A 21615-nucleotide genomic window follows, 5' to 3' on the forward strand; every position below is an offset into this window, starting at 1 on the left:
CCCACCATGAGCGAACCCGGCGCACTGCGCATGCGACTCGCCCTGCTCGGCCGCGAAGTCGCCAAGTTCGGCGTGGTCGGCGGACTCGGTGTCCTGGTCAACCTGGCCGTCTTCAACCTGGTGCGGCACACCACGGAGCTTCCGGTGGTGCGGGCCAGCCTGATCGCCACCGTGGTGGCCATCGCCTTCAACTACGTGGGGTTCCGTTACTTCACGTACCGCGACCGCGACAAGTCGGGCCGCACCAAGGAGATGACCCTCTTCCTGCTGTTCAGCCTGGTCGGGCTGGTCATCGAGAACGGGATCCTCTACGCGGCGACCTACGGCCTGGGCTGGAACTCGCCGCTGGCCAGCAACTTCTTCAAGTTCTTCGGCATCGGCGTGGCGACCCTGTTCCGCTTCTGGTCGTACCGCACGTGGGTGTTCCGGGCGCTGCCGGCGAAGGAGGCCGTGCAGACGGCGGAGTCCTTCCTCGAGGCGGACCTGCTGGAGCAGGCCGAGCCGGTGGCGCCGCGGCAGGCCCGCCGCCGCCAGCCCGACCGGGTCTGACGACACGGCGGCCGCGGGCCGCTCCTCACCGTACGGGGCGCTCCCCGGCGTCCCTGGTGACGCTGCGGGCCTCCCGGCTGAGGAAGAGCGCGAAGACCGGCGGCTGCTGCTGGAGCAGCTCCAGGCGGCCGCCGTCGGCCTCGGCGAGGTCCCGGGCGACGGCCAGGCCGATCCCGGTGGAGCTGCGGCCGCTGACCGCCCGCTCGAAGATCCGCGCGCCGAGGTCGGCGGGGACGCCGGGGCCCTCGTCGGTGACCTCGATCACCGACTGGTTGCCGATGACCCGGGTGCGCAGGGCGACGGTGCCGCCGCCGTGCATGAGCGAGTTCTCGATGAGCGCGGCGAGGACCTGGGCGACCGCGCCGGGGGTGCCGATGGCCCGCATGCCCTGTTTGCCGGAGCGGACGATCGCGCGGCCGGCGCTGCGGTAGGCGGGACGCCACTCCTCGATCTGCTGCTTGACGACCTCGTCGATGTCGAAGGCGACGGCGGAGCCGGAGCGGGGGTCGCGGGAGTTGGTGAGCAGCCGTTCGACGACGTCGGTGAGCCGCTCGACCTGGGTGAGCGCGATCGTCGCCTCCTCCTTGACCGTGTCCAGGTCGTCGGCGAGGGCGACCTCCTCCAGACGCATGGAGAGCGCGGTCAGCGGGGTGCGGAGCTGGTGGGAGGCGTCGGCGGCGAGCCGGCGCTCGGCGGTGAGCATCCGGGCGATCCGCTCGGCGGAGGCGTCGAGCACGTCCGCGACCCGGTCCAGCTCGGGGACCCCGTACCGCTTGTGCCGGGGCCGTGGGTCGCCGGAGCCGAGCCGTTCGGCGGTCTCGGCGAGGTCGGTGAGCGGGGACGCGAGCCGGTTCGCCTGGCGTACGGCGAGGAGGACCGCGGCGATCACGGCGAGCCCGGCGACGGCGCCGATGATCAGGGCCGTGCTGCCGACCTCGGAGGTGACGGCGGAGCGGGACTCCTCGACGACCGCCGTCTCGCCGCGCTCGCCCTCCGCGTAGCCGCGGATGACGCTGCCGGTGGGGCGGGCGCCGATCTCGATGGGGGGCCGGCCGGGGATGGTGACCAGGGCGTACCGCTTGGCGCCGCTCTGCTCCGCGAGGATGTCCGGGTTGACCGGCTCGCCGCCGATCAGGCGGCTGTCGACGATCGAGACGATGCGGAGGGCCTCGGCGTCGACGCTCTCCTGGGCGCTGCTGGTGATCGTCCTCGTCTCGACGAGGACGAGCGAGACGCCGAAGACGGCGATGACGACGAGGACGACGGCGAGGGTGCTGGTGATGAGGCGGCGGCGCACGTGCTCTCCCGGAGCGGCTCGACAATGACCAGGGGTGGCGCACCGGAAAGGGGCGCGGGGAACTGCGCGAGCGACCCCCGACGGCCCGGCGGCGGCGACACGACCTGAGCCTCCCCGGCGGGGGCGCGCGGGCCCGCGAAGCCGTCAGCTCTTCTCGAAGCGGAAGCCGACGCCCCTGACCGTGGCGATGTAGCGGGGGTTGGCCGCGTCGTCGCCGAGCTTCTTGCGGAGCCAGGAGATGTGCATGTCGAGGGTCTTCGTGGAGGACCACCAGGTGGTGTCCCAGACCTCGCGCATCAGCTGGTCGCGGGTGACGACCCGGCCCGCGTCGCGGACCAGGACGCGGAGGAGGTCGAACTCCTTCGCCGTGAGCTGGAGCTCCTCGTCGCCCATCCAGGCACGGTGCGACTCGACGTCGATGCGGACGCCGTGGGTGGCGGGCGCGGGGGCGGGCTCGGTGGCGCCGCGCCGGAGGAGGGCCCGGACCCGGGCGAGGAGCTCGGCGAGGCGGAACGGCTTGGTGACGTAGTCGTCGGCGCCCGCGTCGAGCCCGACGACGGTGTCGACCTCGTCCGCGCGGGCGGTGAGGACCAGGATCGGGACCGTGTGGCCGTCGGCGCGCAGCCGCCGGGCGACCTCCAGGCCGTCCATGCCGGGCAGGCCCAGGTCGAGCACGACGAGGTCGACGCCGCCCTGGAGTCCGGTGTCGAGCGCGGTCGGCCCGTCCTCGCGGACCTCGACCTCGTACCCCTCTCTCCGCAGGGCGCGGGCCAGCGGCTCCGAGATGGATGCGTCGTCCTCGGCGAGCAGTACACGGGTCATGGGGTGATGGTAGTCCGCACGGGTGCCGGGCCGGGGCGGGATCACCAGGCGCCCGCGACCGCCTCCGAAGCAGGGCGCGTAACCTTGCAATCACCTTGGAAAAGGGCCCGTTGGTTCCTTCGTCACCTGTGATCCATCTCTCAAGTCCTTCCATATCCGGCACTGTCGTGTCGTATGGTGGCGAGACGTCAGTAGCGGTAATCGGGGACCTTTGGCCTGCTTCGTCAGCCAGGGTCCTCTTTTCTGCGCAGGGTCGGCCCGGCCGGCCCTGAGACGGTGAACGACCTGTGGGCCGGGTCCCGCGGCGCTGAGACGCGCGGCGGGGCGTGGATCCCGGACGGGGCGCAGACGTCCCGGCCGGTGCCGGCCACCCCCCACCGGGCGCGACTCGCTCACGAGGCGCCGCGTCCCGACAGAGCAAGGATCGACATGGCGTCCAGCCTGACGAAGGATTCGGCCAGCACTCCTGATGCCGAGAAGACCTTCTTCGGCCACCCCCGCGGTATGGCCACGCTTTTCATGACGGAGCTGTGGGAACGCTTCTCCTGGTACGGAATGCGCGCCATTCTCGTGCTCTACCTGGTGGCCGCAGTGCTCGACGGCCCGCTGGAGGACCGTGAGGCCCTCGCCGCCTCGATCTACGGCGTCTACAACGCGGTCGTCTACATGGCCGCCATGCCCGGCGGCTGGGTCGCCGACCGTCTCTGGGGCGCGCGCAAGGCCGTCCTCGTCGGCGGCATCATCATCGCGCTGGGCCACTTCACGCTGGCGGTCCCGAGCGACATCGCCTTCTTCTGCGGTCTCGGTCTGATCGCGGTCGGCACCGGCCTGCTGAAGCCGAACATCTCCGCGATGGTCGGCGGTCTGTACGAGGGGAAGTCCGGCGCCCGCCGTGACGCCGGCTTCACGCTCTTCTACATGGCGATCAACGTGGGCGCCATGATCGCCCCGCTCGTCGTCGGCTACCTCGGTGAGAACGTCAACTGGCACCTCGGCTTCGGTGTCGCCGGTGTCGGTATGACCCTCGCCGTCGTCCAGTACGTCCTCGGCGGCCGCTACCTCGGTGAGGTCGGCAAGGAGCCCAGCACCCCGGCCACGCCGGAGGAGAAGCGCTCGGTGCTCCGCAAGGCCGGTCTGTGGGCCGGTGTCGCCGTCGCTGCACTCCTCGCGGACGTCGCGCTCGGCACGTTCGACATGGAGCACATCGTCAACGTGCTGGCCATCCTCGGCATCGTCGTCCCGATCGTGTACTTCCTCGCGATCTTCCGGAACCCGGCGCTCAAGAGCGAGGACCGCCCGAAGATCAAGGCGTTCATCTGGTTCTTCGCCACCGCGGTGCTCTTCTGGATGATCTACGACCAGTCGGGCTCGCTGCTGACGATCTTCGCCGACAACAAGACGGACCGCGTGATCGGCGGCTGGGAGTTCCCGGCCTCCTGGTACCAGTCGGTCAACCCGATGATGGTCATCGTCCTGGCTCCGGTCTTTGCCGCCCTCTGGGTCAAGCTCGCCCAGCGCAACCGCGAGCCCAGCACCCCGATGAAGTTCGCCCTGGCGATGCTGCTCATCGGTGGCTCCTTCGCCATCATGGGGCTGGCGGGCGCCGCCGCCGCGAACAGCGAGACCGGCAAGGTCACCGTCTTCTGGCTGCTGAGCGTCTACCTGGTCCAGACCCTGGGCGAGATGTGCCTGTCGCCGGTGGGCCTGTCGCTGTCGACCAAGCTGGCCCCGAAGCTGTTCGTCGGCCAGATCATGGGTCTGTGGTTCCTCGCCACCGCCACCGGCAACGCCCTGAACGGATGGGTCGTCAAGCTCAACGCCCCGATGGGTGACGCCTTCTACTACACGATGTGGGCGATCATCGCCGTCGCGGCGGGCCTCGTCTTCATGGTGGCGGGCAAGAAGATCCGCGCCCTCATGGGCAACGTGCGCTGACGCCTCTCCCTAGCGGACAAGGGGTCTGCCCCGGCACACGGACCGTGTGCCGGGGCAGACCCCTTCCGTCGTACACGCGTCACGTCGACGCGGTACCGCTTCGCTACTTCGTCTGCACGCTGAAGCCGCGGAGGAAGTTCTTCGTGCCGCACCGGACATCGGACTTCTTGCCCGGTCCGACCCAAGGGCCGTAGAGCGTCCACGTCATCACGTGCTCACGGGCTCCCTGCACCTGGTCGCACTTGATGACGACCCTGTGCTGCTTGACCGCCTTGCCGCTGCCCGCCTTGCAGGTCGAGTACGCCGTGGGGCGGCCCAGCTTGTCCATGCTCGCGTACGCCTTGCAGGTGTACTTCCCCGCCGCCTGGGCCGGCGTCGCGGCCAGCAGTCCCGTCCCCGCCACGCCCAGCGTCACGGTGAGTGCTCCCGAGGCGAGCCTCTTCCCCCAGCTCATATGCGTTCCTTTCCATGTGCCGACACCCATGGCAGGGGTCGACACGTCGTTCACCTGTGGGTCAGACAGGCAGTGCATGTTGGTCATTCGCCGAAGCGAACGATCAACACACAACCATGTGCACCGGGGGCGACACAAGGCGTGACGGTGTGTCTTGAGGGACATCTGAGCTACGGGGCGTCAGCGGGTGCGGCGGGCCAGCCGCCGCCACGGGGTGAAGGTGAAGACCGCGCCGCCGAGGAGGATCACGGTGCCGGCGACCAGGCCGAGGGCGCGCAGGGCGCCGTCCTGCGCGGCGCCGGTCTCGGCGAGGTTCCCGCCGCCGGAGCCGCCGCCGGAGCCGTTGCCGTTGCCGTTGCCGTCCGAGCCGCCGCCGTCGGAGCCGCCGTTGCCCGCGCCGCCGTTGTCCCCGGAGCCGGAGGCCCCGCCGGACTGCTTGGCGGTGTCCAGGGTGAGGGAGGCCTGGACGGCGCCCTTCACCTGGCAGGGGATCTTGATCGGGTCGGCGCCCGGGGCGAGGACCACGCTGATGGTGAGCGCGCCCGGCGAGAGGGTGGCCTTGCCGGTGGCGCCGGGCTTGTAGGTGCCCTTCATGTCGGTGAGGCTCACCGGGTCGTTCATCTTGAGCGCGGTGGGGTTGGGCGCGCCGGTGACCTTGACGGTGCCGCTGTCGTCCCCGCCGATCTTGATGTCCATGGTGGGCGTGAGGGCCTTCGCGGGCAGCGGCGCCGGGCTGTTCATGACGCCCTTGGCCGTCTTGACCGTGAGGTCGTACGCGCCGCCGTTCTTCTTCGCGTCGATGGTGACCTTGGAGTTGATCGCGGGGGGTCCGGGGGACGTACAGGTGAAGGCCACGGAGACCTCCTTGCCCGGGAAGTCGGTCTGGCCGCCGCCCGAGCCGCCGCCGTCCGAACCGCCCCCGCTGTCGGTGCCGCCGCTCGCGGTGCCGCCGGTGTCCGAGCCTCCCCCGCTGTCCGATCCGCCGCCGGAGCCTCCGCCGTCGGTCACCTTGATCGTGGCGCCGACGGGGACCTGCTCCTTCGGCTTGCACCTGGTGTCCGTGGACAGCGGCTTCGACACGTTGATCGTGTACGCGTCGGGCGTCAGGGTGACGTCGCCCGCCTTCGTCAGCTTCAGGCTGCCCTTCATCTCGGGCAGGACCATGTCGGTGTTCTTGGGGATCGGCGGGTTCTGCCGGGGGCCCTCCATGGCGAGGGTGCCGCTCTGCGCCCCGCCGACCTTCATGGTGCCGGTCGGCTTGACGGTGTTCGCCTCCAGGTCCATCACGTCGGGGTTCTTGGACGCCGGCTTCACGGTCTTCCAGACGACCTCGACGGTGTCGCCGACCTTGGCGGCGGCGGGCGCGGTGACCAGCACCGTGGTGGTGCCCTGGACCGGCGGGAGGCCGGAGATCGACGGCGGGACGCACTCCGTCTTGAACGAGATCTGGGCGGCCTGGGCGGGGCCGGCGGACAGCAGGATCCCCGCGCCGCCGAGGATCAGCGCGATCCCGGCCGCGATCGTCCTCCGTTGCGTGCTCACGAATGTCCCTTCGTCGTCGGACTGTTCTCGGACGGTGCGGAGTCGGGGAGGAACCACGGCAGGACCGCGGCCGTCCCGGGGCCGTCCGCGTCCGCCGGTACGGGGACGGGGACGGAGTGGCGGTTCCGGCCTCCGGCCCGGTCGACGAGGACCATGCCGATCCGGAAGAGGGCGGCGGGCACGACCACGGCGAGCAGGGCCCAGAAGAGGACCACGCCCCAGGGGCGGCCCACGGTCCAGGGCTGTTCGGCCAGCAGCTTCCCGCCGTAGGAGACGGAGACCCGGTAGTCGCCGTGGGCGCCGGCGGAGAGCTCGACGTCCAGCTCGATCTGGGCCTTCTGCCCGGGCTTGATGGTGCCCCGCCACTGGTGCTCCTCGTCGCGCGGGGCGAGGACGCCGCGGGCGGTGCCGACGAGGAAGACGGGGTCGCGGACGGACGCGGTGCCGAGGTTGCCGACGGTGAGGACGAGGGTGCGGGACGGCGGCGCGCCGAACCAGGTCAGGATCCCGCCGGAGCCGTCGAGGCGGGCGGCGGTGAGGACGGCGAGGCGGCCGGCGCCGGCGGCGTCGGGGAGAGGCGCGGTGGGGTGTCCGGCGACGGTGAAGGCGGCGTCGACGACGTCCTGGGTGCCGGTGACGCCGGAGACGTGGACGACGCAGGGGCAGGGCCGCGGCGGGGCGGCGACCGGCAGTTTGACGCTGAAGGCGCCGCGTCCGTCGACGGTGGCGGCCCGGCCGTCGGTGTTGGCGCAGGAGTTGGTGCCGCCGACGACGCCCTTCTCGGGGGTGCCCTGGCCGCAGAGCAGCACCATCAGCAGCGCGCCCGCCTTCCAGCCGGTGCCGCTGACGGTGATCTCGCCGCCCTTGGCGGCCTGGTCCCGCGAGACGACGACGGCCGGGGCGGCGGGGTCGGCGGCGGGCGCGGCGGACGCGGGGAGGGCCGGGAGCAGGGCGAGGACGACGGCGATGAGCAGCGCGGCCAGGGCCGTACGGGCGCGGGCGGCCGGTCTCATGCGGTGGCTCCCTTCGTACGGGCCGGGCCGCGGCGGCGGACCGTGTACGCGGCTCCGCCGGCGGCCGTGAGCAGCAGGGCCGCGGTGCCGGCGAGGGCGGGTCCGGTGGCGAAGACGGTGTCGGTGGCGGCGGTGGCGGGGGTGGCTCCGGGGGCGGTGGCGGTGAGCCGGACGGTGACGGAGTCGAGGGCGGGCGGGTCGGGCCAGGGTTCGGTGCGGGCGGCGCGTTCGCCGGGGCGGAGGGTGAGCGGCAGGGCGCGTGCCGGGCGGTCGAGGACGGTGCCGAGGAGGCCGTCGGCGCGGACGGCGAGGCGGGGCCGGTCGAGGACGGTGCTGCCGCGGTTGACGAGGGTGTAGTGGAGGGTGCCGGTGGCCCGGTCGACGCGGGCGTCCTCGACGGTGAGGGCGGCGAGCCGGGGGCCGCTGACCTTCAGCCGCAGGTCGACGGCGGTCCGCCGGCCGCCGGCCGAGGCCCGTACGGTGCCGCGGTGTTCGCCGGGCGGGGTGGCGGCGGAGACGGTGACGGCGAAGGGCACGTCGGCGCGGGTGCGGGCGGGCACGGTGACGGTGCGGGCGGCGAAGGCGACGGCGGCCGGGCCGTCGCCCGTGAGGGTGACGGTGAGCGGGCGGGGGCCGGGGTTGGTGACGGAGAGGGTGTCCTCCAGGACACTGCCGGCGGGGCCTTCGAGGTAGGCGTAGGGGCGTCCGGCGGCGGGCGCGGCGGTCCAGGCGGGGGTGGCGGGGGGCGCGGCGGCGAGGGTGGCGAGGACGGCGCCGGCGGCGAGGAGCGCGTACCGGGTCCTGGTCATGGGCGGGCCGGGCGGGGGCGGCGGGTGAGCCAGAGGAGCGCGCCGACGCCGCCGAGGACGACGGTGCCGCCGAGGGTGGCGAGGGCGGTGGTGGTGGAGAGGCCGCCGGTCCTGGGCAGTTCGCCGCCGGGCAGGGCGGCTTCGGGCGCCGGCGCGGGCTCGTCCCCGGGGAGGCCGGCGACGGTGAGGGTGAGGGACGGGCCGGGCTTGTTCGCGGGCGTGCAGACGGCGGCGTCCATGCCGAGGGCGTGGACGGTGAGCACTCCGGCGGTGAAGGTGACGGTGCCGTCGGCCTTCGGCGTGTAGGTGCCGGTGAGGGTGCCGATCCGGATGGGGGTGAAGGCGGGGATCGCGGCGGCGTTGGGGGTGCCCCGGACCGTGACGGTGCCCTGGTCGTCACCGCCGAGGACGAGGTCGGCGCGGGGGGTCATGACGCCCTTGGGGAGTTCGACGGGGCTGTCGGAGACGCCCTTGTCGAAGGTCATGGTGATCGCGTAGGCGTCGCCCTTCCGCTCGGCCGTGATGTCCACGGGCGAGACGGCGGTGCGGTCGCCGATCTTGGTCTCGCAGGCGTACTTCACGTCGACGACCTCGGCGTGGGCGGCGGGCGCGGCGGCCAGACCGGCCGGCGTCCAGACCGCGACGGCGGCCGTGAGCACGGCGGCCGCCCTCCTCCGGTTCGGCTTCCTGTCCACCCGCGACCCCTCACCGCATTTTCCTGACGTGCCATCAGATTGGGCGTCAAGGTACGCCTGGGGCCGTACGGAGGGAAGAAGGGTGACGGTGAAAGTCCTGCGGCGGTCGCGGGGCCGGCCCGCAACCGTCAGGCGGGCGAGGCCAGTTCGGCCCAGACCGTCTTGCCGGGGGCGCCCGGGACGCGCTGGATGCCCCAGTCCAGGCAGAGCCGCTGCACGATGAACATGCCGTGCCCGCCCGGCCGTCCGGCCCGGTGCGGGGTGCGCGGCGCGGGCTGCCCGGCGCCCCGGTCGGTGACCTCCAGCCGGACGGTGCGGCTGAGGCGGACCACCCGGAGCCGTTCGGGGCCCTCGGCGTGCAGACAGGCGTTGGTGACGAGTTCGGAGACGACGAGCAGGACGTCGTCGGCGGCGGCCCGGCGGTCGGCGGTGGCGGCGGGCAGCCAGCCCCACTCGGTCAGCGCCGTACGGGTGAAGTCGCGGGCGAGCGGGACGGTGCCGCTGGTCTCGGCGAGCGCGAGCGTACGGACGTCGGAAGCCTGGTCCATCAGCGCTTCACCTCACCGGTCGACGAGACAGCAGGGGCAGGGACGAGCAAGAGGGGCGGTGCGAGGGGCCTCCGGGGTCAGCCGGAGCCGGGCAGTGCGGTGGCGAGGGTGTCGTGCACGGTGAAGACCGCCTCCGCGCCGGTGATCCGGAAGACCCGGGCCACCGCGGGCCGCATGGCCACCAGATGGACCCCGCCGCCGCCCGCCTCGGCCCGCAGTCGCGCCCCGAGGAGCACGTTGAGCCCGGTCGAGTCGCAGAAGCCGAGCCCCGCGCAGTCCACGACGAGCCGGACGCGGCCGGCGTCGAGGGCCGCGTCGAGCGGGGCGCGGAGCAGCTCGGCGGTGTGGTGATCGAGCTCACCCACCGGTACGAGGAGCTCGGCGCCGCCGTCCACGGCCCTGGCCTCGACCCGCAGCCGCGCGCTGCCGATGTGCTGGTGGTCCATGGCCGTCCCCCTCCTCGATCGACTCCGGGAAACCCTACTAGCGGGGCGCCTTCCGGTGCACACGAGCCCCCCACATACCACCCAAACCAGACATTCGCCACTTGCAACGATCGCCGCGGAGCAGGTAGGGCTAGTAAGCAACACCCGATCCAGCCGGCTTTGGAGGCGCCGCACACCGCACCCGGACACCCATCCAGGAGGAGACCCATGTCACCCCGGCTCGACGCCCCGCGCACCCCCACCGCGCCGTCGACACCAGCCCTTCCCCACCCCCACCACCCCACACCCGCGCCGCACCCGGCGCTCGACGGCCCGCTCGACCGGGTCGCCCCCGCCGACGCCCGCGCCCTCTCGAAGGACCTCTTCGCCCGGCTCGCCGAGCTGGAGGAGGGCACCCACGAGCACGCGTACGTCCGCAACACCCTCGTCGAACTCAACCTGGCCCTGGTCCGCTTCGCCGCCGCCCGCTTCGGCACCCGCAGCGAACCCATGGAGGACATCGTCCAGGTCGGCACGATCGGCCTCATCAAGGCCATCGACCGCTTCGAACTCGCCCGCGGCGTCGAATTCCCCACCTTCGCGATGCCGACCATCATCGGCGAGATCAAGCGCTTCTTCCGCGACACCTCCTGGTCCGTGCACGTCCCCCGCCGGCTCCAGGAACTCCGCCTCGACCTGGCGCGGGCCGGCGACGCCCTCTCCCAGCGCCTCGACCGGGCCCCGACCGTCGCCGAACTCGCCGCCGAACTCCACCTCACCGAGGACGAGGTCGTCGAGGGCATGGCCGCCAGCAACGCCTACACGGCCGCCTCCCTCGACGCCCAGACCGAGGACGACGACCACGGCCAGAACGAGACCACCCTCGCCGACCGGCTCGGCTACGAGGACCACGGCCTCACCGGCATCGAGTACGTGGCCTCCCTCAAGCCGATGATCGCCTCGCTCCCCGAACGCGAACGGCTGATCCTCTCCCTCCGGTTCGTCACCGGACTCACCCAGTCGGAGATCGGCGCCGAACTCGGCATCTCCCAGATGCACGTCTCCCGGCTGCTCTCCCGCACCCTCGCGCGGCTGCGCCGCGGGCTGACCCTGGAGGAATGACACCTCTCCGGCGGAATCACCTCCGAAGACCCCCGCGAACCGCCAAGATGGCGACGGAAAGGGCCCGTTCACGGTCGACCGACCCGGACGGGCCCTTCCGCGCGACCACAGCGGGTCCCGGGCGGGGCGTTGTTGACGACCCGTCCGGAATGGGCCACATTGAGCCCGGGGATTCAGGGGGGAATCTGTCATGGTTTCTGCGTACGCGGAACTGGAAGAGGGCATGCGCGCACGGCTGGGGGGCCGGGAGTGCCTCTACGTGCCGTCGTGCCGCCTCGGCCTCTACCTCGCGCTGCGCCACTGGTGCGCCCCCGGCGGCCGGGTGCTCATGTCGCCCGTCAACGACGACGTCATCTTCTTCGTGGTGCTCGCCGCAGGACTCCGGCCCGTCCAGGCACCGCTCGACCCGCGCGACGGCTCCCTCGACCCGGCGGCCGTCCCCGACTCCGTCTGGTCCGGGCTCTCCGCCGTCCTCACCACCAACCTGTACGGCAACCCCGACCCGGCACCCGAGCTGCGCGCCCGCTGCGACCGGCTCGGCATCCCGCTCCTGGAGGACGCCGCCCACGCCATCGGCTCCGCCGTCGGCGGCCGCCCGGCCGGCGCCTGGGGCGACGCCTCCGTCTTCAGCCTCTCCAAGCACACCGGGGCCAAGACCGGCGGTTTCCTCAGCGTCGCCGACCCCGCGCTCCGCGACGGACTCGCCGCCGCCCGCGACGCCCTGCTCCGGCCGGCCCGGCTCGGCAAGGAACTCGCCTACCTGGCCCGCCCGTACGCCGAGGCCACCGCCCGCGGGCTGCGCCTCGCCCGCCCCGCGCACGCCGCCCTCCGCGCCCTCGGCCTGCACGAGCGGCCCGGGATCCGGATGCCGTTGCGCCCCGCCGAACTGGCCCGCGCCCTCGACGCCGCCCCCGCCCTCGACCCCTTCCACTCCTGGGTCCGGGTCGACATGCACGACTACCGGCTCCGCCCCGGCGCCGGCCGCCTGCACCGCACCCGCCGCAGGTTCGCCGCACTCGACACCGTCCTCGACGCCCACCGCGCCGGCACCGCCCGCCTCCTCGCCAGCGAGTACTCCGGCCAGGGCCTCCCCGCCGACGGCGCCGTCCCGCCGCTCTTCCGGGTACCGCTCCTGGTCGAGGACCGCGACGCCGCCGTCGCCGCCCTCGCCCGCCGCCGCATCACCGTCGGCTACCTGTACGACCCGCCCCTCGACACCTACGCCGGGGACGCCTTCACCGACCCCTCCCCCGCCCCGGCCGCCGCCGCCTGGTTCGCCCGGCACGCCCTGCCCGTCGACCCCCGCCGCGCCGACGAGGCGCTCGCCGCGCTGCGTGCCTCCGGCGCCCGGCCCGCCGTGCCCTCACCCGCCCTCGGCGGCGCCCGGTGACCGAGACCGTACGGGCGCGGGGCGCCGACCCGGACGCCCCCGGGACGTCCGGCGCCGGGGCCTCCGAGGCCAAGGGCGGCAAGGACTCCGGCGACGACTCGCTCTTCCGCAACGCCTACGCCCTCATGCTCTCCACCGGCGTCTCCGCCGCCCTCGGTCTCGGCTTCTGGCTGGTCGCCGCCCGCTACTACACGGAGGACGCGGTCGGCCAGGGCTCGGCCGCCATCGCCGCCCAGCGGATGCTCGCCTCCATCACCGCCACCACCCTCTCCGGTGCCGTCGTCCGCTACGTCCCCCGGGCCGGCCGCGCCACCGGCCCGCTCGTCGCCCGCCTCTACCTGCTCAGCACGGTGGTGGTGGCCGCCGCCTCCGGGATCTTCCTGCTCACCCTGGACTGGTGGGGACCCTCGTACGCCCCGCTCGGCACCCTCTCCGCCGGGATCTTCTTCACCCTGTCCTCCGTCGGCTGGGCGCTGCTCACCCTCCAGGACGGCGTCCTCACCGGACTGCGCAAGGCCTTCTGGGTGCCGGTCGGCAACACCGTCTTCTCCGCCGGCAAGCTCGTCCTGCTGGTCGCCCTCGCCGCCGCCCTGCCCGTCCTCGGCGTCTTCGTCTCCTGGGCGGCGGCGATCGCGCTCTCCACGATCCCGCTGGCCTGGCTGGTCTTCCGCCGGCTCATCCCGGAGCAGGCCCGCGCCGACCGGGACCGCGAGCCGCCCACGTACCGCGAGATCGGCCGCTTCGTCGCCGGGGACGCCGTCGGCGCCTTCTTCAGCCTGCTCATGATCAGCCTGCTGCCGGTGATGGTCGCCGTCCGCTTCGACGCCGCCCACAACGCCTTCTTCTACACGGCCTACACCGTCGGCGGCACCATGGAGTTCATGGCCATCAACATGGCCTCCTCGCTCACCGCGCACGCCTCCCACAGCCCCGAGTCCCTCGCCGAGGGCGTCCGCGGCGCGCTGCGCCGGATGGTGCTGCTGCTCGTCCCGGTCGTCCTCGTCCTGGTCCTCTTCGCCCCGCTGATCCTCGCCCCCTTCGGCCAGGGCTACACCGACAACGGCTCGACGGTGCTGCGGCTGCTCGCCGCCGGGGCGCTCCCCCGCGTCGCGGTCGAGCTGTACATCGGGGTGCTCCGCGTCCAGGGCCGCACCGGGATGCTCGCCGCCGTCCAGGGCGGCATGTGCGTGCTCGTCCTGGGCAGCGCGGCCGTCCTCCTCGGCCCGTACGGCATCAGCGGGGCCGGGATGGCGGTGCTCGGCGGGATGACCGTGATGGCCGTCGCCTGCGCCCCGGGGCTGCGGGCGGTCCTCCGGGGCCGGGCGCCGGAGCGCGAGCCGGAGCCGGCCGCGCCGGAGAGCTCCCCCGCGCCGGAGGACTGGGGGTCCCCCCTGGTCGAAGACCTCGGAGGAGGCACCAGCTGGGCGCGGCAGAACGCCTATCTGCGCACCACGGCCGCGCACGACACGGTGACGCCCGCGTTCGGCATCCCGGTGTACGTGCCCCGGCCGCGCGCGCCCGAGCCCGCCCCGGTACGCCGGGAACCGCCGCCGGCTCCGGGCCGGGACCGGTGGCGGCCGGTCCTGTGGGCGCTGCTCGGGGCGGCGGCGGTGGCGTTCTGGCTGCCGCTGGCCGTCGCCGAGCCGCTGGACGTGGCCCGGCTGTCCGGCACCGGGCTGCTGTCCGCGCTGCCGGCGCCGACCCTGGCGGCGGCCGGCGCGCTGGTCGCGCTCCAGGGCACGGCGGTCGGCCTGCGCGCGTTCCGTGCCGGCTTCGCCGGCGCCGTCGTCGCGGCCACCTTCCTCGCCCTGCACACCGCGCCGCCGCTGCTCGGCCTGCTGCCGCCGGTGGCCGCGGGGCCGGGCGCCGAGCTGCTGGGCCCGGGCGCGGCCGGCTGGGTGGCGCCGGTGGCGGCACAGGTCCTGTGCCTGCTGCTGGCGGCGGCGCTGCTGCGGGTGCTGGGGGCCGGCGGGCGGACCACCGCCGGGGTGGTGTGGGTGCTGGTCTGGGCGGGCTGGGCGGGGCAGCAGTCCGTCGCCGCCGCCCCGCTGCCGCTGCTGCTCGGCCTGGCCGGGATCACGATGGCGGCGTACGCGATCCGGGGTCTGCGCTCCTGACGGCGGTCACCGTCGCGGCAGGGGCTGCCGGAAGTACGGGTCCTGGCCGGCGGTCCGGTACCCCTGGAGTCCCGGGCCCGCGTCGACGGTCAGGTCGCAGCCGGGGCCGGGCACGGCCCGGTTCCAGTGGACGTACGCCTTCGCCTCCGGGAGCGTGGGGGCGACCTCGGGGATCCGCGCGTACCAGTCGCGCTGGCGGTCGGGGCGCTCCGGGTCGGGCGCGGTGGCGAACTCGGCCAGCATGACGGGCTTCCGGCCGGAGATGTTCGCACGGAGCCAGTCGTAGGTGGGGCGCTGGCTGGCGTCGAAGTCGCGCCAGGTGTCGGTGCCGTGGCAGCGGTAGTAGTTGTACTGGTCCATGCCGATCCAGTCGACGTACCGGTCGCCGGGGTAGAGCCGCTTCATCTCGTCGGCCATGCCGAGGTAGCCGGAGACGGTCCACACCCAGACGACGTTGTCGGCGCCCAGCAGCCGGAAGCGGTCGTGGAGGTGCCGGTAGGCGGCGACGTACTCGGCGGGGGTGCCGGCGCCCTCCTTGATCCGGGCGTCGACCTCCTGGTCGAAGGAGAGGAAGACCCGTTTGCCGTACGCCTTGATGCGGCGGATCTGCGGGTCGACGATCTCGGCGTCGTAGCGGCCGGAGGCGATGTTCTTCCAGCCGAGCTGGGTCTCGGTCCAGCCGGCGTGGTGGGGTTCCTTCCAGACGGTGGACTCCCAGGCGAGCATCAGCAGCCGGTCGCGGCCGAGTTCGCGTTCGTCGTCGGTGAGGAGGGTGCCGTCGAGTTCGTTGCCCGACATGTCGTGGTACGTGTACACGAGGTCGAGCCTGCGGCCGATCTTGCGCTCGAAGGCGTACACCGGCCGGGTGAGCGAACCGTCCTGGTCGTAGGGGAGGTACGCGCCCCACCAGGCCCCGCAGGGGGAGACGAGCCGGGAGTCGGCGGCGCAGCGGTCGCCGCCCTCGGCGACCGTGGCCCACACCCCTATCCCGGCGGTCAGCGCGCCGACGGCGGCGAGGGCGACGGCGAGCCGTCCGGCGGCCGAGCCGCGGGCGTGCCGGCCGGTCACCGGCCCCCACCGGGCCCTCGCTCACGGGACAGGAAGGATTCGGCGCCGTCGGGTTCGACGGCGCCTCTGGTGGCGGCGGGCAGCGGCAGGCCGGGGAGGAGGGCGGCGGCCGTGGTGAGGACGGCGAGCGGGACGAGGAAGGCGGGCACGGAGAAACCTCCGATCAGGAAGAGGACGGTGGCGGTGAGCGCGGCGAGCGCGAGGCTGAGCGGGGCCGCGAGGGCGAACGCCTCCAGGCGGGCGCCGGGCCGCAGTCCGCGCGGCTGGGGGTGGAGCAGGGCCAGGCCGGGCCCGAGGCAGACGAAGAGGAGGACGGGCGGCCAGCGGAGCACGGAGCCGTCGGGGAGCAGGGTCGCCGCGAGGGCGACCCAGCCGGAGGAGGCGACGGCGGCCCGGGCCCGGTGCGAGGGCGTGGTCATGAGGCACCGCCCGGGGTGGTGGTCGACGGGGTGTAGGCGAGGACGATCCCGTACGGGTGCTCCTCGACGGTCCTGAACAGCGGGGACTCCTTGAGCCGGTCGCGGAGTGCGGTGAAGCCGCCGGGCGGCAGCAGCCCCTCGCCGGCGGTGTAGATGTCCTGGGTGCGGGTGAGGACGACGTGCGCGGTGGTTCCGGGCGGGATGCGGTCGGCGAGGTAGCGGGCCGGGTCGGCGAGCATCCGTTCGTTCTCCGGGAGTTCCTGCTCGGCGAAGAACCAGTGCTCGACCTCGTCGTACCGGTGCAGCGCCTGCGGGAAGGAGCCGGAGGTGGCGAGGAGCAGCCCGCCCTCGGGCAGCCGGTCGATGGCACGGGTGACCAGCGCGGACTCGGCGGGCGGGGTGTAGTACATGGCGTCCTTGCCGTAGTACGCGGGCAGGAAGCCGGCGGTCAGGGCGAGCAGGACGGCCGGCAGGGCGACGGCGGCGGCCCGGCGGCGGACGACCGCCCCTCTGCTGCGGCGGGCGCCGCCGGCGGCGGGCACCAGCGCGGCGGCGGCGAAGAACGCGGCCCCGGGCAGTCCGAAGAGGTAGACCCGGAAGAGCATCTCGCCGCCGTAGTCGTTGACCGCGAAGAGCGGAACGGGGGCGGCCGAGGCGAGCAGCAGCGGGAGCGCGCCGCGGGTGAGCCGGCGGCGGGCGAGGACGGCGATCCCGGCGCACAGGACGACGGCGAGGGCCATGGCGATGCCGGCCTTGCCGGCGAGCTCGGGCCCGGGTCCGGTGAGCTGTCCGGTGTATCCGGCGCGGGAGTTCTGGGTGAGCCGGCCGAGGGACTCCTTGAGGGTGCCCAGGGTCTCCATGAAGAGCGGGCGGCCCATGGTGAGGTCCCAGGCGAGCATGATCAGGCCGGCGACGGCGAGCAGGCCGAGGTTGCGGTAGCGGCGGGTGAGGCAGAGGGCGGCCAGGACCACGCAGAGCATCACCGGCGTGAGCTGGTGGACCGCGTTCACCGCCAGGATCAGCGGGGACAGGATCAGCACGCCGACGGCCCGCTGCCGGGTGGTCGTGGCCGGCGGCACGGAGGCCGCGGCCGGGTCGAGCGCCGTCCGGTCGCGCAGCCGTCCGGCGCTGCCGGGCCGGACGAAGTGGCGCAGGACGACGGTGAGCACGGTCAGGTGGAGGACGTAGGCGAGGCCCTGCGGGGCGAGGTAGTCCTGGCCGACCCAGTTGGCGAGCTGGAAGATCCAGACGGCGGTCCAGACGAGCCGCCAGTCCTCGGTGAAGGTGCGGTAGAGCAGCACCAGCACCGGGAGGAGGATCAGGCCGAGGACGATGGGCGCCCAGTTGAGGTAGACGGCGGTGGACTCGACGCCGAAGGCGCGGACGAGCGCCGCGTTGAGGGTGAAGAAGCCGGGCCACTGGTCGTAGGCCGACATGTTGCCGGACAGGGCGGCGCCCGGGCGGAGTTCGCCCGCGCCGAGGATCGTGTTGACGACGGCGTCGTGCTTGGACGCCCACGGGTAGCGCACCGAGTCGTAGAGGACGGCGGGCGCCGCCTTGAGGGCGACGAGGAGGGCGACGCAGTAGACGAGCGGCCAGCCCGGCGAGGTGCCGGCGCGGCGCAGCGCCACCAGGAACCCGGCGGTGAGGACGACGAGCGAGGCGTAGAAGGGCACGGGCAGCCGGTCGAGGAGCCCGAAGTCGTCCATGGAGCGGAAGTCGACCAGGGGCAGCGACACCCCCCACAGGCCGAGGCCGACGACCAGCAGGGCCGGGGTCAGCCAGGTGAGGGCGGAGGCGGCGGGGGCACGGCGGGGGCGGGGCACGGGCGCCCCGCCGGTCCCGTCGGCCCTTTCGGCCCGGGGTCCGGTCTCCCGGTCGGGGGCGGCGGGTCGGCCGGGCACGGCCCCCTCGCCCACCGGTGCCGGCTCCTGGTGGTGCTGTCGCACGTCGCGTTCTCCCCCCACGGTCCCTCGGACGAAGCAAGGGAACGTACTGCGGTTCTGTCCTGGTACACAACTCCCGTCTCGTGTACGGGCTTTGTCGATCTTGTCGGGTTCGTTCAGCCGGCGAACTCCGGCCCCTTCACCAGGGCTCTGGCCCTGCGGTAGAGCCGCCAGCCGACGGTGGGCAGCGAGTCGGGGTAGGGGGCGGACCGGGCGCCCGTGCCCTCCATCCACGCCTCCACGTCGGCGGCGGTGTGGTCCCGGCGGACGATGAGCCGGGCGATCCGGAACAGCTCGTCGGTCTCGGAGCTGAGCGCGTGCCGGACGGCGACGGCCGAGGCGTATCCGGCGGCCTGCGCGGCCCGGCGGACGGCGGGGCTGTTGTAGCCGTGCGGATAGGCGAGGTGGCGCACCTCGTGGCCGAGGACGTCCTCCAGCTCCGCCTTGGAGTCGCGCAGTTCGCTCCGGAGCGCGGCCGGGCGGAGGGTGTCGAGCTGGGGGTGGCTGACCGTGTGGCCGCCGACCTCCATCCCGTACTCCTCCAGGCGGGGGGCCTGCGCCAGGGTCATCATCGGCGCGGGCGGCAGCAGGCAGGGCCGGCCGGGGGCGAGCGCGCCCGTGGTCAGGTACGCGGTGGCGGGCAGCGACCGGCGGGCGAGTGCCTCGGCGGTCGGGCCGGCGAGGTCGGCGAAGCCGTCGTCGAAGGTGAGGACGACGGGCCGGGGCGGCAACGGGGTGCCGGCGGCGAGGTGCCCGACGAGCGCGCCGACGGTCAGCGGGGTGCGGCCGCTGCCGGTGATCGCGTCGAGGTGCGCGGCGAACTGGCGGGGGGTGACGGTGAATTCCGCGATCCAGCCGGGCGGGTCGTCCATCACCGGGTGGTAGAGGAGGACCGGGATGCGGGTGGCGGGGGGCGCGCCGCTCATCGGAAGGCTCCGTTCATCCGCGCCTTGAGGTAGCCCAGCGGGCCGTAGAGCATGCCGCGCCGCTCCAGGCGGGAGAGGGAGGCCGGCCAGGGGTGGCTGTGGGTGCCGTGCTGACCGGGGGCGTGCCCCTGCTGGTCTCCCCCGCCGCGCTCGGCGGTCATGGCCCGGGCGTGCGCGAGGCCGCGCGGCACCCGGGCGAGGAGGGCGGGCAGCAGGGCGGGGCGGCGGACCAGGGTGGCGGTGAGGTACGCGGTGAGGCCGGCGCCGTAGCCGTACGCCTGGTTCCGCAGGTCCTGCCAGGTCTCGCGGTGGTGGTGCCAGACGAGGGCGTCCGGCGTGTAGCGGAGCCGGTGTCCGGCGGCGAGGACGGCGACGAAGGCGTACAGGTCGTCGCCGCCCTTCGCCGGGGTCCCGGTGCCGGTGGCCGGGTCGAAGCCGCCCGCGCGGCGGAGCGCGGAGGCCCGGAAGGCCATGTTGGCGCCGGAGCCGAAGCTGCCCGCCGTGAACGGGAACAGCGGCTCGTCGGCGGGCGGCCGCGCCGGGTCGTACAGGCGGGGCGCGAAGCCCTTGGCGAAGCCGCCGTGGGACTCCAGGAGGATCTGGGCGGGGGTGGTGAGCCGGGCGGGCAGGATGAGGCCGGTGACGCAGCCGAGGCCCGGGTCGGCGGCGAAGGGCGCCGCGAGCGCGCTCAGCCAGCGCGGGTCGGCGATCACGTCGTCGTCGGTGAAGGCCAGGATCTCGCCGCGGGCGGCGGCGACCCCGGCGTTGTGCGCGGTGGCGAGCCCGGGCCGGTCCTCGCGCACGTACCGGACGCGGCCCGCGTACCGCTCCGTGACCAGGTCGTGGGTGGCGGAGGTGCGGGGCGCGTTGTCGACGACGATCAGCTCGTGGTCCGGGTGGTCCTGGGCGAGCAGCGAGTCGAGCGCGCGGGCGAGGGAGGCGGGCCGCTCGCGGGTGGCGACGACGACGGAGGCGGGGGGCGTCCGGGAGGGTGCGGGTGTCCGTTCCGCCGCCGCGAGTCGCTCCGCGGCGGTGCCAGGGCCGGTGTCCGTCAGCCGCTTCGCCGCGAGGGCGGCCAGGACCTCGGCCGGGTCCTCGCCCGGCTCGTAGCGGCCGAGGACCGTGGCCGCGGGGCGGCCGTCCACGCGGACGAGGGCGTAGACGTCGCCGGGGACGGGCTGCTCCGCGCCGGGCGCGGGACGGAGCGTCGGGGCGGGCCCGCCGAGGTCCAGCTCGGCCACCGAGATCGCGGGTTGCTTCTGGTTCAACGGGGTCCCCCAGGGACGTACGGTTCGTGTCCGGGTGCGGGCCGGCGGGCGGTTGCGCCCGCCCGTCCCGCCTTGCGGGACCTGCCCACGACCACCACGCGCTAGCGGTCTCCGCGCAGGCGGGCGACGGTGTTCAGGGCTTCGCGGGCGCGGGCGGCCAGGGCCGGGCGGTCGCGGACGTAGGCGTGGGCCGCGCGGACGGGCTCGCGGCGCAGCCAGTGCAGGGCGGTGCGCGGGTCGGGGCGGGCGACGGCGCCCTCGTACACGGTGACGTCCCCGGTCTTCAGGGAGTCCTTGTACTCGGCGGCGCCCCGCCCGAGGTCGAGCGTCCCGATGCCGGCCGCCGCCGCGCCCTCGGCCATCCGGAGGTGCAGGACGAGGCCCGGCGAGTACTTGGCGTACGCGGGGTCGTAGGCGGGGAACCAGCAGGACAGGACGGTCGCCGACCGGAGGCCGAAGTGGGCGGCGATCGGGCGGTCGCCGGCGTACAGCACGGACAGGACGCCGGAGCAGCCGGGCGTGCGCTGCTCGTGGAGGCGGCGGACCAGGGTGCTGATCCACTCCTGGGCGAAGCGGTCGCCGCGGCCGGTCCTGCGGTACTGGGCGGACTTCCACGCCATGAGGGTGCGCAGGGCGGCCGGGTCGCGCTCGTCGAAGACGAACCGGACCTCGCCGTCGGCCTGCCGGCCCAGCTTCCGCTCCTTGGCGAGGGTGGTCCTGAGGAACTTCGGCGACTGGGCGCGCAGCAGCGCCTCGTACGCCGCGTACCCCTCGCCGACGTCGATGACCGGCGAGGCGAAGGACTCGTGGGCGGCGCCCTCGAAGACGGGCTGGCCGGCCTCCAGGTTGTCGTACTCCCAGACGACGAGGCCGCAGGCGCGGAGCACGGCCCGGGCGGCGGGCCGGAGTCCGGGGCGGAAGACGCCGCCCTGGCTGTCGGAGACGCCGAACCCGATGGCGGTGCCGCGGCCCAGCGGGCCCTTCTCGTACGGGAAGAACCCGACGGGTTCGCCGTCCTCCCACCACACCGCGACCCGCGCGCGGGGCCGTACGGCGCCGACGGCGAGGGTGAACTCCGGTTCCATGAAGGGGTTGGCGGGGGCGCCCGACTTGGCCCTCAGTTCCCGCCACGCCTCGATCTCGCGCTCGCCCAGCTCCCCCGGCCGCACGCTCCGCACACGCCAAGCACTCACCTAGCCGACCCCCCGGTCATCCCCCTGAGTACTGCCAGGACAGGACGGTACCGGCCCGAACCCCTCCCCGGCAGGCA

20 protein-coding genes are annotated in these 21615 nt (G+C 74.1%); 5 read left to right on the forward strand and 15 right to left on the reverse strand.

Translation table 11 applies throughout. From position 1 onward, the window contains the following. Positions 1 to 6 precede the first annotated feature (6 nt). Positions 7 to 549, forward strand: a complete 543-nt coding sequence (locus ABFY03_RS15190; protein WP_319007694.1) for a GtrA family protein — start codon at positions 7 to 9, stop codon at positions 547 to 549. 25 nt (positions 550 to 574) lie between these two features. On the opposite strand, the gene ABFY03_RS15195 is transcribed toward ABFY03_RS15190, so the two are convergent. Continuing rightward, positions 575 to 1846, reverse strand: coding sequence for an ATP-binding protein (locus tag ABFY03_RS15195; protein WP_346170119.1), 1272 nt, complete (start codon positions 1844 to 1846; stop codon positions 575 to 577). A gap of 144 nt (positions 1847 to 1990) precedes the next feature. Further along, positions 1991 to 2668, reverse strand: a complete 678-nt coding sequence (locus ABFY03_RS15200) for a response regulator transcription factor (RefSeq protein WP_030754842.1) — start codon at positions 2666 to 2668, stop codon at positions 1991 to 1993. A 429-nt stretch (positions 2669 to 3097) separates the two neighbouring features. On the opposite strand from ABFY03_RS15200, the gene ABFY03_RS15205 reads away from it, so the two are divergent. Then, positions 3098 to 4603 carry a peptide MFS transporter gene (locus ABFY03_RS15205; RefSeq protein WP_346170120.1) on the forward strand — a complete coding sequence of 502 codons (1506 nt, stop codon included), beginning with the start codon at positions 3098 to 3100 and terminating at the stop codon, positions 4601 to 4603. Between the two features lie 103 nt (positions 4604 to 4706). On the opposite strand, the gene ABFY03_RS15210 is transcribed toward ABFY03_RS15205, so the two are convergent. The 7 genes from ABFY03_RS15210 to ABFY03_RS15240 all read right to left on the reverse strand — a co-directional run bounded on the left by ABFY03_RS15210 (position 4707) and on the right by ABFY03_RS15240 (position 10110). After that, the gene (locus ABFY03_RS15210; protein WP_346170121.1) at positions 4707 to 5057 is read right to left on the reverse strand and encodes a hypothetical protein; all 351 of its coding nucleotides are present in this window, start codon (positions 5055 to 5057) and stop codon (positions 4707 to 4709) included. A 180-nt stretch (positions 5058 to 5237) separates the two neighbouring features. Continuing rightward, positions 5238 to 6599 carry a hypothetical protein gene (locus ABFY03_RS15215; protein WP_346170122.1) on the reverse strand — a complete coding sequence of 454 codons (1362 nt, stop codon included), beginning with the start codon at positions 6597 to 6599 and terminating at the stop codon, positions 5238 to 5240. Beyond that, positions 6596 to 7612, reverse strand: a complete 1017-nt coding sequence (locus tag ABFY03_RS15220; RefSeq protein ID WP_346170123.1) for a hypothetical protein — start codon at positions 7610 to 7612, stop codon at positions 6596 to 6598. Before ABFY03_RS15220 ends, ABFY03_RS15215 begins: the two co-directional genes overlap by 4 nt. Continuing rightward, positions 7609 to 8421, reverse strand: a complete 813-nt coding sequence (locus ABFY03_RS15225; RefSeq protein WP_319007688.1) for a COG1470 family protein — start codon at positions 8419 to 8421, stop codon at positions 7609 to 7611. The genes ABFY03_RS15220 and ABFY03_RS15225 overlap by 4 nt, the downstream gene beginning before the upstream one ends. Then, positions 8418 to 9080, reverse strand: a complete 663-nt coding sequence (locus ABFY03_RS15230) for a peptidase (protein ID WP_319007687.1) — start codon at positions 9078 to 9080, stop codon at positions 8418 to 8420. Before ABFY03_RS15230 ends, ABFY03_RS15225 begins: the two co-directional genes overlap by 4 nt. A gap of 164 nt (positions 9081 to 9244) precedes the next feature. Then, complete coding sequence (locus ABFY03_RS15235) at positions 9245 to 9664, reverse strand: ATP-binding protein (RefSeq protein ID WP_319007686.1); 420 nt, start codon at positions 9662 to 9664, stop codon at positions 9245 to 9247. A 77-nt stretch (positions 9665 to 9741) separates the two neighbouring features. Further along, entirely contained in the window at positions 9742 to 10110 is a 369-nt protein-coding gene (locus tag ABFY03_RS15240) for an STAS domain-containing protein (RefSeq protein WP_319007685.1), read from the reverse strand. A 207-nt stretch (positions 10111 to 10317) separates the two neighbouring features. On the opposite strand from ABFY03_RS15240, the gene ABFY03_RS15245 reads away from it, so the two are divergent. From ABFY03_RS15245 to ABFY03_RS15255, 3 genes are all read left to right on the forward strand, one after another. Beyond that, complete coding sequence (locus ABFY03_RS15245; protein WP_319007684.1) at positions 10318 to 11211, forward strand: RNA polymerase sigma factor SigF; 894 nt, start codon at positions 10318 to 10320, stop codon at positions 11209 to 11211. A 190-nt stretch (positions 11212 to 11401) separates the two neighbouring features. Beyond that, positions 11402 to 12601, forward strand: a complete 1200-nt coding sequence (locus ABFY03_RS15250; protein WP_319007683.1) for a DegT/DnrJ/EryC1/StrS family aminotransferase — start codon at positions 11402 to 11404, stop codon at positions 12599 to 12601. Continuing rightward, positions 12598 to 14718: a lipopolysaccharide biosynthesis protein gene (locus tag ABFY03_RS15255; RefSeq protein WP_386723810.1), complete on the forward strand. Its 2121-nt coding sequence runs from the start codon at positions 12598 to 12600 to the stop codon at positions 14716 to 14718. The genes ABFY03_RS15250 and ABFY03_RS15255 overlap by 4 nt, the downstream gene beginning before the upstream one ends. Before the next feature lie 6 nt (positions 14719 to 14724). Here ABFY03_RS15255 and ABFY03_RS15260 read toward each other — a convergent pair whose 3' ends face one another. From ABFY03_RS15260 to ABFY03_RS15285, 6 genes are all read right to left on the reverse strand, one after another. Then, positions 14725 to 15786: a glycoside hydrolase family 26 protein gene (locus ABFY03_RS15260; RefSeq protein ID WP_319007682.1), complete on the reverse strand. Its 1062-nt coding sequence runs from the start codon at positions 15784 to 15786 to the stop codon at positions 14725 to 14727. Beyond that, complete coding sequence (locus tag ABFY03_RS15265) at positions 15783 to 16205, reverse strand: hypothetical protein (RefSeq protein WP_319007681.1); 423 nt, start codon at positions 16203 to 16205, stop codon at positions 15783 to 15785. Before ABFY03_RS15265 ends, ABFY03_RS15260 begins: the two co-directional genes overlap by 4 nt. Continuing rightward, positions 16202 to 18154 carry a hypothetical protein gene (locus ABFY03_RS15270; RefSeq protein WP_346170124.1) on the reverse strand — a complete coding sequence of 651 codons (1953 nt, stop codon included), beginning with the start codon at positions 18152 to 18154 and terminating at the stop codon, positions 16202 to 16204. The genes ABFY03_RS15265 and ABFY03_RS15270 overlap by 4 nt, the downstream gene beginning before the upstream one ends. A 113-nt stretch (positions 18155 to 18267) precedes the next feature. Further along, entirely contained in the window at positions 18268 to 19077 is an 810-nt protein-coding gene (locus ABFY03_RS15275; RefSeq protein WP_319007679.1) for a polysaccharide deacetylase family protein, read from the reverse strand. Continuing rightward, positions 19074 to 20324 carry a glycosyltransferase family 2 protein gene (locus ABFY03_RS15280; protein WP_386723816.1) on the reverse strand — a complete coding sequence of 417 codons (1251 nt, stop codon included), beginning with the start codon at positions 20322 to 20324 and terminating at the stop codon, positions 19074 to 19076. The genes ABFY03_RS15275 and ABFY03_RS15280 overlap by 4 nt, the downstream gene beginning before the upstream one ends. Positions 20325 to 20446: 122 nt before the next feature. Then, positions 20447 to 21538: a GNAT family N-acetyltransferase gene (locus ABFY03_RS15285; RefSeq protein ID WP_346170125.1), complete on the reverse strand. Its 1092-nt coding sequence runs from the start codon at positions 21536 to 21538 to the stop codon at positions 20447 to 20449. Between the last annotated feature and the right edge of the window lie 77 nt (positions 21539 to 21615).

The sequence above is a fragment of the Streptomyces roseofulvus genome (assembly GCF_039534915.1).
Classification (GTDB): domain Bacteria; phylum Actinomycetota; class Actinomycetes; order Streptomycetales; family Streptomycetaceae; genus Streptomyces; species Streptomyces roseofulvus.

Coding starts and splice junctions, on each gene's coding strand:
- ABFY03_RS15190 (WP_319007694.1), top strand. CDS start 7: ATGAGCGAACCCGGCGCACTGCGCATGCGACTCGCCCTGCTCGGCCGC.
- ABFY03_RS15200 (WP_030754842.1), bottom strand. CDS start 2,668: ATGACCCGTGTACTGCTCGCCGAGGACGACGCATCCATCTCGGAGCCG.
- ABFY03_RS15205 (WP_346170120.1), top strand. CDS start 3,098: ATGGCGTCCAGCCTGACGAAGGATTCGGCCAGCACTCCTGATGCCGAG.
- ABFY03_RS15210 (WP_346170121.1), bottom strand. CDS start 5,057: ATGAGCTGGGGGAAGAGGCTCGCCTCGGGAGCACTCACCGTGACGCTG.
- ABFY03_RS15220 (WP_346170123.1), bottom strand. CDS start 7,612: ATGAGACCGGCCGCCCGCGCCCGTACGGCCCTGGCCGCGCTGCTCATC.
- ABFY03_RS15225 (WP_319007688.1), bottom strand. CDS start 8,421: ATGACCAGGACCCGGTACGCGCTCCTCGCCGCCGGCGCCGTCCTCGCC.
- ABFY03_RS15235 (WP_319007686.1), bottom strand. CDS start 9,664: ATGGACCAGGCTTCCGACGTCCGTACGCTCGCGCTCGCCGAGACCAGC.
- ABFY03_RS15240 (WP_319007685.1), bottom strand. CDS start 10,110: ATGGACCACCAGCACATCGGCAGCGCGCGGCTGCGGGTCGAGGCCAGG.
- ABFY03_RS15245 (WP_319007684.1), top strand. CDS start 10,318: ATGTCACCCCGGCTCGACGCCCCGCGCACCCCCACCGCGCCGTCGACA.
- ABFY03_RS15250 (WP_319007683.1), top strand. CDS start 11,402: ATGGTTTCTGCGTACGCGGAACTGGAAGAGGGCATGCGCGCACGGCTG.
- ABFY03_RS15265 (WP_319007681.1), bottom strand. CDS start 16,205: ATGACCACGCCCTCGCACCGGGCCCGGGCCGCCGTCGCCTCCTCCGGC.
- ABFY03_RS15275 (WP_319007679.1), bottom strand. CDS start 19,077: ATGAGCGGCGCGCCCCCCGCCACCCGCATCCCGGTCCTCCTCTACCAC.